The organism is Roseateles sp. (genome assembly GCF_039929605.1).
GTDB lineage: Bacteria > Pseudomonadota > Gammaproteobacteria > Burkholderiales > Burkholderiaceae_C > Pelomonas.
In genome coordinates this window covers 1-12,905 of record NZ_JBDSQX010000005.1, presented here as the reverse complement: position 1 = coordinate 12,905, position 12,905 = coordinate 1, and the positions used below count along the sequence as shown (strand labels likewise).

Here is a 12,905-nt window from a genome sequence, read left to right as displayed (position 1 = left end):
ACGCGAGATGAAAGCGCCCGCGATAATCCGCAGCTGCTATGCAGTCCGGCCCCATCCTCAACATCTCCTGCTACCTCTTCGTCTCGCTGGCCGACACGGCCGCGCTGCGTGACCGCCTTGAAGCGCGGGCGCTGGCACTGGACCTCAAGGGCACGGTGCTGATCGCCGAAGAGGGCATCAACCTCTTCCTCGCCGGCCCGCCTGTCGCCGTGAATGCCTGGGTCGCCGACCTGCGCGCCGACGCCCGCTTCGCCACGCTGGCGCCCAAGGAAAGCTGGAGCGAGGTGCAGCCCTTCCAGCGCCTCAAGGTCAAGGTCAAGCCGGAGATCATCCGCATGAACCGGCCCACGGTGCGCCCCGACCAGGCGCCGCGTGCGCCCGCGCTCGCCCCAGCCACCCTGGTGCGCTGGCTCGATCAAGGCCATGACGACGCCGGCCGCGAACTGGTGTTGCTCGACACGCGCAATGGCTTCGAGGTCGACGAGGGCGCCTTCGACGGCGCCATCGACTGGCGCCTGAACAAGTTCAGCGATTTCCCCGAGGCACTCGCCGCCCACAGCGACGAACTCGCCGGCAAGACCGTGGTGAGCTACTGCACCGGCGGCATCCGCTGCGAGAAGGCGGCCATGGTGCTGCAGGAGCAAGGCCTCACCGCCTGGCAACTGGACGGCGGCATCCTGAAGTACTTCGAGGACACCGGCGGCAAGCATTACCACGGCGGCTGCTTTGTCTTCGACGACCGCCGGGGCGTCAACACCGATCTGAGCCCGACGCAATGAGTCGGCCTCGGCATCACATGAACCCCAAACAAAGCCACAGAGGCACAGAGGCACAGAGAGGGCGTCATGGCGCTTCCTCTGTGTCTCTGTGCCTCTGTGGCTGCGTTGATTGCTCAGGTTTTGTTCGCCAAGCATGACGCGGTTCGGCGACATCGCGCTGAAAGCCATCGGCATCCTGCTGATGCTGGCTGCGCTCGGTTTCGCCGTCAGCAAGGCGCCGGACCGCTCGCTGGAAAGCCTGATACCCCGCTGGGCGCCGCCGCCGTCGGACTTCGTCGACGTCGATGGCCTGCTCGTCCACTACCGCGACCAGGGCCCCAGCAGCGACCCCCTGCCCCTCGTCCTCATCCACGGCACCAGCGCCAGCCTGCACACCTGGGAGGGCTGGGTGGCGGGGCTCAGCGCCACACGCCGCGTCATCAGCTTCGACCTGCCCGGGTTTGGGCTGACCGGGCCTTACCCAGACAAGGCCGAGGGCGACTACAGCGACGCACGCTATGTGATCTTCGTGCGCAACCTGCTGGCCCGGCTGGGCGTGGGCCGGGCCATCGTCGGCGGCAACTCCCTGGGCGGCGAGATCGCCTGGCAACTGGCCCTGGCCGACCCGGCGCGCGTGGCCGGCCTGGTGCTGGTCGACGCCGGTGGCTACAACTTCGTGCCCGAGGTGCTGCCGCTGGGCTTTCGCATCGCCCGCACGCCGGTGCTGCGTGAGCCCATGCGCTGGCTGCTGCCACGCCGCGCCATCGAGCAGAGCGTCATCGACGTCTACGGCGACCCCTCGCGCATCACGGCCGCCCTGGTGGACCGCTACTACGAGCTGGCGTTGCGCGAAGGCAACCGCGTGGCGCTGATGCAGCGCATGGACGAGATGGCGCCCGGCCCGGTCGAGCGCCTGCCGGAGATCAAGGTGCCGACCCTCATCCTCTGGGGCGGCAAGGACCGGCTCATCGTGCCGCAGTGGGGCAAAGCTTTCCACGCGGCGATTCCGGGCAGCCGGCTCGTGGTGTTTCCGGGCCTGGGCCATGTGCCTCAGGAGGAAGACCCGGCTGCTACCCTTGCGGCCTTGCGCGACTGGCTGTCCACATTCCCCTCGTCCAAGGCGTACCTTGGCCGGTCCCCCGAGGGGACGGCGATGCTTGCCGGATCGACCGACAAGCGCATCGCCATGACGGGCCGGCTTGGGAGCGGCCCGGCGCTCGGCCCGCAAGTTGCTGAATAACCTGAAGGCAAGACATGAAGAAAACCGTCCTGTTCGCTTTGGCCCTGGCCGCATCCGTCGCCCAGGCCCAGGCCCCTGAATGGAAAAAGCTGCGCATCGGCGTCGAGGGCGCCTACCCGCCCTTCTCCGAGATCGGCCCCGACGGCAAGCTGAAGGGCTTCGAGATCGAACTGGTGCTGGCTTACTGCGCCGAGATGAAGGCCCAGTGCACGCTGGTGCAGCAGGAGTTCGACGGCCTCATCCCGGCGCTGCAGTCGCGCAAGGTGGACGCCATCTTCGCCAGCGTCGCCATCACCGAAGAGCGTCAGAAGGTGATCGCCTTCTCCAAGCCCTACTACAACACCCCAGCCCGCCTCGTCGCCAAGGCCGGTGCCAAGTTCGAGCCCAACGCCGCCAGCCTCAAGGGCAAGAAGATCGGTGTGCAGCGCGGCACGACACACGAAACCTACGCGACCAAGACCTTCACGCAAAGCGAGATCGTGCGCTACGGCAGCCAGGACCAAGTCTTCCTCGACCTCAAGAGTGGCCGCGTCGACGCCACGCTGATGGACTCGCCCGCGGCCGACTTCGGCTTCCTGAAAAAGCCCGAGGGCAAGGGCTTCGCCTTCGTCGGCCCCATCGTCGAGGACAAGATCTTCGGCGTCGGCACCGGCGTTGGCATGCGCAAGGCCGACGAAGCCACGCTGGGCAAGAAGTTCAACGCCGCCATCGAAGCGCTGCAGGCCAATGGCACGTTCAAGAAGCTGGCCGACAAGTACTTCGACTACGACATCGCGCCCGTCAAGAAGTGATGCGACGCCGCGCTGCCCTGGCCACTGCCCTTGCCTGGGCGACGGCTGCTCGCGCCCAGGCACCGCAGCGCCTGCGCATCGGCTTCGCCGTCGGCTACGCGCCCTTCAGCGAGATCGGCACCGACGGCCAGCTCAAGGGCTTCGAGATCGACGTGGCGCAGGCGCTGAGCCGGCACATGGCGCAGCAGTTCTCGCCCGTCATCCTCGACTTCGACAGCCTCATCCCGGCCCTGCAGTCGCGCAAGATCGACGCCATCATGGCCTCGATGTCCATCACGCCGGAGCGCCAGCAGCTGATCGCGTTCTCGTCGCCCTACTACTTCTCACCGGCGCGCATGGTCATGCGCAGTGACGCCCGGCTGGACGTGAGCGCCGCCGGCTTGAAGGGCCGGCGCATCGGCGTGGAGCGCGGCACCATCCATGAGCGCTTCCTGGCCGAGCAGTTCAAGGGCAGCCAGGTGCTGCGCTACGCGACGCAGGACCAGGTCTTCCTCGATCTCAAGTCCGGCCGCCTGGACGCGACGCTGGTGGACGTCGTCATCGCCCAGTTCGGTTTCCTGAACCACAGCGAAGGCCGCGGCTTTGACTTCGCAGGGCCCGACTTCGGCCGCGACGAGCGCTTCTACGGCAAGGGCATCGGTGTCGGCCTGCGCAAGGCCGACGCGCTGACGCTGGGCCGGCGCATCGACGAGGCGCTGGCAGCCCTTCGCAGCAGCGGCGCGCTGAAGACGCTGAACGACCGCTATTTCAATTTCGACCTCGTAAGTCCGTCTCGCTGACCATGTTGTTGCACGGTTTTCTTCCCAGCCTCATCGAAGGCGCCGCCGTCACGCTCGGCGTGGCGCTGTCGTCGCTCGCCGTCGCCGTTGTGCTGGGCCTGGCCGGTGCCCTGGCCAAGCTGTCGCGCTCGCGCATCGCGCAAGGCATCGCGGCCGTCTATACGACGCTGATCCGCGGCGTGCCTGACCTGGTGCTGATGCTGCTCGTGTTCTTCGGCGGCCAGGTCGCCCTCAACACCGTGGCACCCATGCTCGGCCATGAGGACTACATCGACATCGACCCCTTCGTGGCCGGCGCGCTGACCATCGGCTTCATCTTCGGCGCCTACCTGACCGAAGCCTTCCGCGGCGCCTTCCTGGCCGTGCCGCCGGGCCAGCGCGAGGCCGGCCTGGCCTACGGCATGAGCACTCGCCAGGTGCTGTGGCGCATCACGCTGCCGCAGATGCTGCGCCACGCGTTGCCGGGGCTGTCCAACAACTGGCTGGTGCTCGTCAAGAGCACTGCGATCGTCTCGATCATCGGCCTGTCGGACCTGATGACGCGCGGCCAGCAGGCGGCCGGCAACACGCGCGAGCCTTTCAGCTTCTACCTCGCCGTGGCGCTGATCTACCTCGTCTTCACGAGCGTGTCGGAGCTGGGCTTCAGCTGGGCGAAGAAGCGCCTGGCCATCGGCGTCAAGGAAGGCGCGTTGTGAACTTCGACGCCATCCTCGAGAACTTCCCGATGTATCTAGCGGGCCTGGCCGTCACGCTGAAACTGCTGGCGCTGTCGCTGCTGTGCGGCCTGGCGCTGGCCGTGCCGCTGGCCGTCGTGCGCACGGTGTCCAGGGGCTGGGCCTCGCGGCTGGTCTGGGTCTACACCTACGTGTTCCGCGGCACGCCGATGTTGGTGCAGCTGTTCCTCTGCTACTACGGCCTGGCGCAGTTCGAAGCGGTGCGTGACAGCTGGGTCTGGCCCTGGCTGTCGTCGGCCACCTTTTGCGCCTGGCTGACCTTCACGCTGAACACGGCGGCCTACACGACCGAGATCATCGCCGGCAGCATCCGCGCGCTGCCAGCCGGCGAGATCGAGGCGGCCAAGGCGCTTGGCATGGGCCGTGGGCTGTTGGTGCGCCGCATCGTGCTGCCCGCCGCGCTGCGCCGCGCGCTGCCGGCCTACGGCAACGAGGCCATCTTCATGCTGCACGGCACCTCCCTGGCCAGCGTCGTCACGCTGCTGGACCTCACCGGCGCCGCCCGCGCCGTCAACGCCAAGTACTACCTGCCATTCGAAGCCTTCATCACGGCCGGCGCGTTCTACTTCGTGCTCACGCTCAGCCTGGTCGGGCTGTTCCGCTGGGCCGAGAACCGCTGGCTCAAGCCCATGATGAGCCGCTGAACATGCAAACCATCCGCCATCCCCTGATCTCCCCCGCCCCAGGTACGCAGCGCGAACTCGTCTCGCTGCACTACGGCCAAAGTGGCGCACAGAAGGCCTACATCCAGGCCTCGCTGCATGGCGACGAACTGCCCGGCATGCTGGTCGCCCATCATCTGCGCCAGCAACTCGGCGCACTGGAAGCCGCCGGCCAGATCACGGGCGAGATCGTCCTCGTGCCCATGGCCAACCCCATCGGCCTGAGCCAGTTCATGCTGCACGCCCACCTGGGCCGTTTCGAGCTGATGTCGGGCGAGAACTTCAACCGCCACTATCCCGACCAGGTCGACGCCGTCGCCCACGCCGTCGCGTCGCAACTGGGCGCAGACGCTGCCGCCAACGTCGCGCTGCTGCGCCGCGCCTTGAAGGCGGCCGTGCTGGCGTCGCCGGCCGACACCGAGCTGCAGTCGCAGCGGCGCGCGCTGCTCGCGCTGTCCTGCGACGCCGACATCGTGCTGGACCTGCACTGCGACGCTCAGGCGCTGATGCACCTCTACACCGAGACGCCCTGCTGGCCCGCCTGCGAGCCGTTGGCGCGCTTCCTCGGCTCACGCCTCACGCTGCTGGCGCAGGACTCGGGCGACAACCCTTTCGACGAAGCCTGCTCGCAGGTCTGGTGGAAGTGGGACCGGCATTTCGGCGGGCGCTTCCCGATTCCACAGGCCTGCCTGTCCGTCACCGTGGAGCTGCGCGGCGCCTGCGACGTGACGCACGAACTGGCCTCGGCCGACGCGAAGAACATTGTCGACTTCCTGCGCTGGCGCGGCCTCATTGCCGGCGACAAGCCCGCCCTGCCCGACGCGGTCGGTGACGCCCGCCCGCTGGCCGGCAGCATGCCGATCAAGTCGCCCGTGCCTGGCGTGCTGACTTTCCTGAAGGACGTCGGTGCCGAGGTGAAGGCCGGTGACGTCCTGGCCCATGTCATCGATCCAATCACTGCCGCAGTCACCGAGCTGACGAGCCCGGTCGACGGCCTGTTCTTCGCACGCGATTTCCTCCGCTTTGCCAACGCCGGCATGCGCGTCGCCAAGGTAGCCGGCAGAGAAGCGCTGCGCACCGGCAAGCTGCTCGGCGCCTGACATGAAATCCAAACTCTTGCCGCAAGTCGCGTCCGACCATTTGCGTCGAGGCTGCCGCAAACACGGCACCGGTATCTGAACGCGACCAGCATGAGCGACATCCAACTCCAAGCCACCAATATCCACAAGCGCTTCGGCAAGCGTGAGGTGCTCAAAGGCATCTCGCTGAGCGCCAGCCGCGGCGATGTCGTCACGCTGATTGGCTCCTCGGGCTCGGGCAAGAGCACCTTCCTGCGCTGCCTCAACCTGCTGGAGCAACCGAACGAGGGCGAGCTGAGCCTGTGCGGCGAAAGCCTGAAGCTCGTGCGCGACCGCGACGGTAGCCTGAAGGCCGCCGAGGCCAAGCAGCTCCAGCTCTGGCGCGCCAAGCTGGCCATGGTGTTCCAGAACTTCAACCTCTGGGCCCACATGACGGTGCTGGAGAACGTCATCGAGGCACCCATCCACGTGCTCGGAAAATCCAAGGCGGAAGCGACTGAACGTGCCCAGGCGCTGCTCGCGCGCGTCGGCGTGTCACACCGCGCCGGTGTCTACCCGGCACAACTGTCGGGCGGCGAGCAGCAGCGCGTGGCCATTGCCCGCGCACTGGCCGTCGACCCCGAAGTCATGCTGTTCGACGAACCTACCTCGGCGCTGGACCCGGAGCTGGTGGGCGAGGTGCTCAAGGTGATGCGCGACCTGGCCGCCGAGGGGCGCACGATGGTGGTGGTGACGCACGAGATGGGCTTTGCGCGCGAGGTGTCCAACCACTGCCTGTTCCTGCATCAGGGCAAGGTCGAGGAAGAAGGCAATCCGAAAGAGATGCTGCTGCGCCCGCAGTGCGAACGGCTGCAGCAGTTCCTCAGCGGCGGCTTGAAGTAGCAGGTGCACCGCGCACTGGCGCGGCGCCGCAGCGACCGCGAGAGCATCCGCCTGGCCGGCGACGTTGGCACGCCGGTATGCAGCCCAGACTACCTGCACGAGGCCGGCCCCTTCGACAAGGATATTGCCGAGCACACGAAGGCGCCGTTCTGGTTCCAGCTCTACATGTTGCGCGACTGCGGCGCGATGGCCCGATGATCGAGCGCTGCAAGGTGGCGCGATGCAGCGCCGTCGTGCTGACGCTGGACCTGCAGGTGATCGAGCAGCGCCACAAGGACCTCAAGAACGGTCTGACCGCGCCGCCGCGGCCAACGCTGGGCAACATCGTCAACTTCCTCCAGCATCGCGCCGTTGCCGGCCATCGGCGCCGCAGTTGGCGGCCAGATCGAGGTCTGGAGTCGTCAGCCGGCTTTCATACGGTCGACCATGTCGCGCACCTCGCGGAGCAGCGCCGGCACGTCGATGGTTGTCGTTTGGCGCTCCTTGAGCACCTGCCGGCCACCCACCCACACGTTGCTGACGTGCTCGCGGCCCGCCACGTAGACGAGCTGCGCGGCGGCGTTGTAGACCGGCTGGCACTCGACGTTGTCCAGCGAGACGGCCACGACGTCGGCCAGCTTGCCGACCTCCAGCGAGCCCAGGTCGTGAGCGCGGCCCATGGCCTTGGCGGCGCGGATCGTCGCCATCTCCAGCGCCGTGCGTGCCGACGCCACGGTCGGGTCGCCGGTAATGCCCTTGGCCAGCAGCGCCGCCGAGCGGATCTCGCCGAACATGTCGAGGCGGTTGTTGGACGCAGCGCCATCGGTACCGAGGATGGTGTTGACGCCGGCCGCCTCCAGCGCCTTCAGCGGCATCACGCCTGAAGCCAGCTTGAGGTTGGAGTTGGGGTTGTGCACGAGGTGCACGCCCTTCCTGGCCATCAGCTCGATCTCGGCCTCGTTCAGGTGAACCATGTGCACGGCGATCATGCGTTCGTTGAACAGGCCCAGCTTGTCCAGGCGGGCGATGGGCCGCACGCCGTGGGCCTTGATGCCGTCCTCGACCTCGCCCGCCGTCTCATGGATGTGGCAGTGCATCTGGATGTCGAGCTTCTCGGCCAGGTCGCGCAGCTTGATGAAGGTCTCGTCGGACACCGTGTACGGCGCATGCGGCGCGCTCGTCCAGTCCAGCAGCTTCTCGCCCTTGTATTGCTCGTAGGCGGCGACGCCCTTGGCGATGTAGTCGTCGGGGCCGGAGGCATAGCCGGTGGGAAAGTCGATGACGTTCATCGACACAGCGGCGCGCACGCCTGAATCCACGGCGGCACGGGCCATCGCGGTCGGGAAGAAGTACATGTCGTTGATGTAGGTCGTGCCGCTGCGCAGGCCCTCGGCCGCTGCGAGCTTGGAGCCGAGATAGGTCCACTCTTCGCTGACCCACTTCTTCTCCAGCGGCCAGATGTGGTTCTGCAGCCAGTCCATCAGCGGCACATCGTCGGCGACACCGCGCAGCAGCGTCATGGCCGAATGGGCATGGCCATTGATGAGGCCGGGGATGAGGATCTGCTCGGGTAGCTCGACGCGTTCGGCCTGCGGGTACTGGGCCAGCAGGTCGGCGCGCGGGCCGACAGCGGCGATGCGCTCACCGTCGATTAGCAGTGCGTGGTTGTCGAGCACGGGCTCGCCGGGCTTCATCGTCAGCAACCAGCGGGGCAGCAGCAGGGTCTGGGTCATGTTTTGTTCTCCTGGTTTGATTCAGTTTGCCATTGGGCCGAGCGCAGGGCCGCTCCCGAGCCGGCCCACGTTGGCGATGTGCTCGTGGCTTGATGCCGCGAGCATCGCCGTCCCCGCGGGGGACCGATCAGACGCACCGCGTCCAGCGGTGTGCGGCTGGACGAGGGGCGTCATGTCTGCGTGAGCAGCTGCTCGACTTCGGCGCGGCGCGGCATGGCGTCTTGCACGCCGGGGCGAGACACGGCCAGGGCCGCAGCGGCCTGGGCAAACGCGAGCGCCTTCTCGATGGGCTGACCCTCGGCCAGCGCAGTGACAAGGGCGCCAACGAGGGTATCGCCAGCACCCACCGTATCGACCGCCTTCACGCGCCGGGCCGGCACGCGGCGTGTGCCTTGGTCGTCGACCCAGCACAGGCCATCGGCCCCCAGCGACACTAGCACCGCCGCAGGCCCCATGGCGCGCAGCGATTGCGCCAGCACCTCGGGCTCGGCCGCACTGCCACCGAGCGTCGTAATGAGCGCCTGGGCTTCGAGAGCATTGACGACGAGCAGGTCGACGAGGGGCAACAGCGACTCGCAGCCGGGGCGATAGGGCGCTGCGTTCAGCAGCGTTCTCACGCCGGCCGCGCGGGCCCGCTCGAAGGCGCGGGCGATGCTTTGCAGCGGCAGTTCCTGTTGGGCAATCAGCCAGCGCAGGCCCGTCAGCTCCAGCGCTTCGACCTGTGCCAGCGGCAACGTGCCGTTGGACCCGGCCACGGTGACGATCTGGTTCTCGGCATCCTCGGCGCCGACGACGATGAGGGCAACACCTGGCACTTCGTCGGCCGGCTGGACGACGGCGCGCGTGTCGACGCCCTCCCCGGCCAGCTGGGCCACCATCGCCGCGCCGTTCTCCAGCAGGCCTACACGCGCCGCCAGCGCCACATGCGCGCCCAGACGCGAAGCAGCCACCGCCTGGTTGGCGCCCTTGCCGCCCAGGCATGAGCCAAACCGCTGGCCGCGCAGCGTCTCGCCCGGCAGCGGCAGGCGCGGTGCATGGACGATGAGGTCGCGGTTGACGCTGCCGAGGACGAGGATCTCGGGACGGGTCATTCAGTCTCCAAAACGAAAGAACCCCTCGGGGTACCGAGGGGTTCGCAAGAGGCAGGAGCCGATCAGCCGACTATCAACGTTGGGCGATGGGCTTGACGTCGCGCGGCGTGGCGCCGACGAACAGCTGGCGCGGGCGGCCGATCTTGTACTCGGGGTCGCCGATCATCTCATTGAGCTGGGCGATCCAGCCGACCGTGCGGGCCAGCGCGAAGATGGCCGTGAACAGCGGCACCGGGATGCCAATGGCGCGCTGCACGATGCCCGAGTAGAAGTCGACATTCGGGTAGAGCTTGCGGGCGACGAAGTACTCGTCTTCCAGCGCGATCTTTTCCAGCTTCATCGCCAGTTCGAACAGCGGGTCGTTTTCCAGGCCCAGCTCGGCCAGCACCTCGTGACAGGTCTCGCGCATCAGCTTGGCACGCGGGTCGTAGTTCTTGTAGACGCGGTGACCGAAACCCATCAGCTTGACGCCGGAGTTCTTGTCCTTGACCTTGCTGACGAAGTCGCCGATGCGGGCCACGCCGCCCTGCTTTTGGATGTCGCCGAGCATGTTCAGGCAAGCCTCGTTGGCGCCGCCGTGAGCGGGGCCCCACAGGCAGGCCACGCCAGCCGCGATGGCCGCGAACGGGTTGGTGCCCGACGAGCCGCACAGGCGCACGGTCGACGTCGAGGCGTTCTGCTCGTGGTCGGCGTGCAGCGTGAAGATGCGGTCCATCGCGCGCACCAGCACGGGGTTGGGCTTGTAGTCCTCGCAGGGCGTGGCGAACATCATGCGCATGAAGTTGCCGGCGTAGCTGAGGTCGTTCTGCGGGTAGATGTAGGGCTGGCCGATGGTGTACTTGTAGGCCATCGACACCAGCGTCGGCATCTTGGCGATCAGGCGGATGGCCGAGATCTCGCGGTGCTCGGGGTTATTGATGTCCGTGCTGTCGTGATAGAACGAAGACATCGCGCCCACCAGGCCGGTCATGACGGCCATCGGGTGGGCGTCACGGCGGAAGCCGCGCAGGAAGAACTGCATCTGCTCGTTGACCATGGTGTGGTGCATCACACGGTCTTCGAAGTTGGCCTTCTCGGCCGCGTTCGGCAGCTCTCCGTAGAGCAGCAGGTAGCAGGTCTCGAGGTAGTCGCAGTTCACCGCGAGCTGCTCGATGGGGTAGCCGCGGTACAGCAACTCGCCCTTGTCGCCGTCGATGTAGGTGATGGTCGAGTTGCACGACGCCGTGCTCAGGAAGCCCGGGTCATAGGTGAACTTGCCGGTCTGTGCGTAGAGCTTGCGGATGTCGATGACATCGGGACCGACCGTGCCCTTGTAGAGCGGCAGGTCCATCGAGGGGCTGCCGTCTGAGAACGACAGGGTGGCTTTCACGTCGGACGGGGTCATGGTGCAGTCCTTTGGAGGCTTTGAAAAACAGGTCAGGGTCGCAGTTCGGCGAGAACCTCGCGCACCGCAGCGGTGTCGATTTCACCACTGGGTTCCTTGCGGCGAAGTAACAGGTCGAGAAGGTCGTTGTCGGCCAGGTCCATCAGTGCAGTCAGGCCGTCAGCCTGGGTCACGCTGATGTGCTCGCCCTTGCGCACGAAATAGCGGTCGATGAAGAGGTCGTTCTCCAGCAGGCCCCGACGGCAGCGCCAGCGCAGCTTGGACAGCGCGCGTTCGTCAATCAAGGCCACTGCTGCTTCAACCATCGTCAGACCGCGCGGCGAACCATCAATTCCTTGATCTTGCCGATGGCCTTGGTGGGGTTCAGGCCCTTGGGGCACACGTCCACGCAGTTCATGATGGTGTGGCAGCGGAACAGGCGGTACGGGTCTTCGAGGTTGTCCAGGCGGTCGGCAGTCGCCTCGTCGCGGCTGTCGGCAATGAAACGGTAGGCCTGCAGGAGGCCCGCCGGGCCGACGAACTTGTCGGGGTTCCACCAGAAGCTCGGGCAGGCCGTGGAGCAACTCGCACACAGGATGCACTCGTACAGGCCGTTGAGCTCGTCGCGCTCCTCGGGCGACTGCAGCCGCTCGGTCTCGGGCGGGATGTTGTCGTTGACGAGGTAGGGCTTGATCGAGTGGTACTGCTTGAAGAACTGCGTCATGTCGACGATCAGGTCGCGCACGACGGGCAGGCCCGGCAGCGGCTTGAGCTTGATCACGCCGGGCAGCGTGAGCATGTTCGTCAGGCAGGCCAGACCGTTCTTGCCGTTGATGTTCATCGCGTCCGAACCGCACACGCCTTCGCGGCAGGAGCGGCGGAAGGAGATGGTCGGGTCCTGCGCCTTGAGCTTCATCAGCGCATCCAGCAGCATGCGCTCGCTGCCATCCAGCTCGACCTCGATGGTCTGCATGTAGGGCTTGGCGTCCTGGTCGGGGTCGTAGCGGTAGATCTTGAAAGTGCGTTTGGTCATGGGTTTCCCGCTTGTCTTAAAAGGAGCGAACGGTCAGGGGGATGGAGTCCACCGTCAGGGGCTTCATCTGCACCGGCTTGTAGCTCAGGCGATTGCCCTGGCTGTGCCACAGGGTGTGCTTGTGCCAGTCGGTATCGTTGCGGCCATTCGGGTGTTCTGGTGTGTCACCGTAGTCATCGACCGAATGCGCCCCCCGGCTTTCCTTGCGCGCAGCAGCCGAGACAATGGTCGCCTGCGCCGCTTCAATCAGGTTTTCGACTTCCAGCGCCTCGATGCGTGCGGTGTTGAAGATTTTTGACTTGTCTTTCAGGCCGATGTTGTTGACACGATCGCGCAGTGCAGCGATTTTGGTCACGCCTTCATCCATGATGGCCTGGGTGCGGAAGACGCCAGCATGCTGCTGCATCGCTGCGCGAATGTCATTGGCGACGTCCTGCGCGTATTCGCCTTCCGTTGCGTTGTCGAGCCGGGCGATGCGCGCCAGGGTGGCATTGGCGGCATCGGCCGGCAAAGGCTTGTGTATGGTGGTTTTGTTGAACTCGACGATGTGGTTACCCGCAGCGCGGCCGAACACCAGCAGATCGAGCAGGGAGTTGGTGCCCAGGCGGTTGGCACCGTGCACGCTGACGCAGGCACATTCGCCGACGGCGTACAGGCCGTTAACGACTTCGCTTTTGTTTTCAGCGTTCTGCGTGACAACCTGTCCATGGATGTTGGTCGGGATGCCGCCCATCTGGTAGTGGATGGTGGGCACCACGGGAATCGGCTCCTTGGTGATGTC

Annotated in this window: 14 protein-coding genes and 1 pseudogene; 9 read left to right on the top strand and 6 right to left on the bottom strand. The window is 66.4% G+C overall.

Annotation, left to right across the window (positions count from 1 at the left end):
• Positions 1 to 38: 38 nt before the first annotated feature.
• The 9 genes and pseudogenes from ABIS05_RS00640 to ABIS05_RS00600 all read left to right on the top strand — a co-directional run.
• Positions 39 to 779, top strand: coding sequence for a sulfurtransferase (locus ABIS05_RS00640; RefSeq protein ID WP_348014222.1), 741 nt, complete (start codon positions 39 to 41; stop codon positions 777 to 779).
• Between the two features lie 133 nt (positions 780 to 912).
• Positions 913 to 1,998 carry an alpha/beta hydrolase gene (locus ABIS05_RS00635; protein ID WP_348014221.1) on the top strand — a complete coding sequence of 362 codons (1,086 nt, stop codon included), beginning with the start codon at positions 913 to 915 and terminating at the stop codon, positions 1,996 to 1,998.
• 14 nt (positions 1,999 to 2,012) lie between these two features.
• Entirely contained in the window at positions 2,013 to 2,789 is a 777-nt protein-coding gene (locus ABIS05_RS00630; protein ID WP_348014220.1) for an ABC transporter substrate-binding protein, read from the top strand.
• On the top strand, positions 2,789 to 3,568 hold the full coding sequence (locus ABIS05_RS00625) for a transporter substrate-binding domain-containing protein (protein ID WP_348014219.1): 780 nt from the start codon (positions 2,789 to 2,791) through the stop codon (positions 3,566 to 3,568). Before ABIS05_RS00630 ends, ABIS05_RS00625 begins: the two co-directional genes overlap by 1 nt.
• 2 nt (positions 3,569 to 3,570) lie before the next feature.
• On the top strand, positions 3,571 to 4,263 hold the full coding sequence (locus ABIS05_RS00620) for an ABC transporter permease (RefSeq protein ID WP_348014218.1): 693 nt from the start codon (positions 3,571 to 3,573) through the stop codon (positions 4,261 to 4,263).
• Positions 4,260 to 4,946 carry an ABC transporter permease gene (locus ABIS05_RS00615; protein WP_348014217.1) on the top strand — a complete coding sequence of 229 codons (687 nt, stop codon included), beginning with the start codon at positions 4,260 to 4,262 and terminating at the stop codon, positions 4,944 to 4,946. Before ABIS05_RS00620 ends, ABIS05_RS00615 begins: the two co-directional genes overlap by 4 nt.
• Before the next feature lie 2 nt (positions 4,947 to 4,948).
• A complete protein-coding gene (locus ABIS05_RS00610) occupies positions 4,949 to 6,064 on the top strand; it encodes a succinylglutamate desuccinylase/aspartoacylase family protein (RefSeq protein WP_348014216.1) in 1,116 nt (371 codons plus the stop codon).
• A gap of 90 nt (positions 6,065 to 6,154) precedes the next feature.
• Entirely contained in the window at positions 6,155 to 6,925 is a 771-nt protein-coding gene (locus ABIS05_RS00605; protein ID WP_348014215.1) for an ATP-binding cassette domain-containing protein, read from the top strand.
• Between the two features lie 117 nt (positions 6,926 to 7,042).
• A pseudogene (locus ABIS05_RS00600) lies at positions 7,043 to 7,305 on the top strand (alpha-hydroxy-acid oxidizing protein); the annotation flags it as partial.
• 21 nt (positions 7,306 to 7,326) lie between these two features.
• On the opposite strand, the gene ABIS05_RS00595 reads toward ABIS05_RS00600, so the two are convergent.
• From ABIS05_RS00595 to ABIS05_RS00570, 6 genes are all read right to left on the bottom strand, one after another.
• A complete protein-coding gene (locus tag ABIS05_RS00595; protein ID WP_348014214.1) occupies positions 7,327 to 8,637 on the bottom strand; it encodes a TRZ/ATZ family hydrolase in 1,311 nt (436 codons plus the stop codon).
• Positions 8,638 to 8,807: 170 nt separating this feature from the next.
• On the bottom strand, positions 8,808 to 9,728 hold the full coding sequence (locus ABIS05_RS00590; protein WP_348014213.1) for a ribokinase: 921 nt from the start codon (positions 9,726 to 9,728) through the stop codon (positions 8,808 to 8,810).
• 73 nt (positions 9,729 to 9,801) lie between these two features.
• Positions 9,802 to 11,112 carry a citrate synthase gene (gene gltA / locus ABIS05_RS00585; protein ID WP_348014212.1) on the bottom strand — a complete coding sequence of 437 codons (1,311 nt, stop codon included), beginning with the start codon at positions 11,110 to 11,112 and terminating at the stop codon, positions 9,802 to 9,804.
• A 32-nt stretch (positions 11,113 to 11,144) separates the two neighbouring features.
• A complete protein-coding gene (locus ABIS05_RS00580; RefSeq protein WP_348014211.1) occupies positions 11,145 to 11,417 on the bottom strand; it encodes a succinate dehydrogenase assembly factor 2 in 273 nt (90 codons plus the stop codon).
• Positions 11,418 to 11,419: 2 nt separating this feature from the next.
• Positions 11,420 to 12,124, bottom strand: coding sequence for a succinate dehydrogenase iron-sulfur subunit (locus ABIS05_RS00575; RefSeq protein WP_348014210.1), 705 nt, complete (start codon positions 12,122 to 12,124; stop codon positions 11,420 to 11,422).
• Between the two features lie 16 nt (positions 12,125 to 12,140).
• A partial coding sequence (locus tag ABIS05_RS00570) for an FAD-binding protein (RefSeq protein ID WP_348014209.1) occupies positions 12,141 to 12,905 on the bottom strand: 765 nt, incomplete at its 5' end.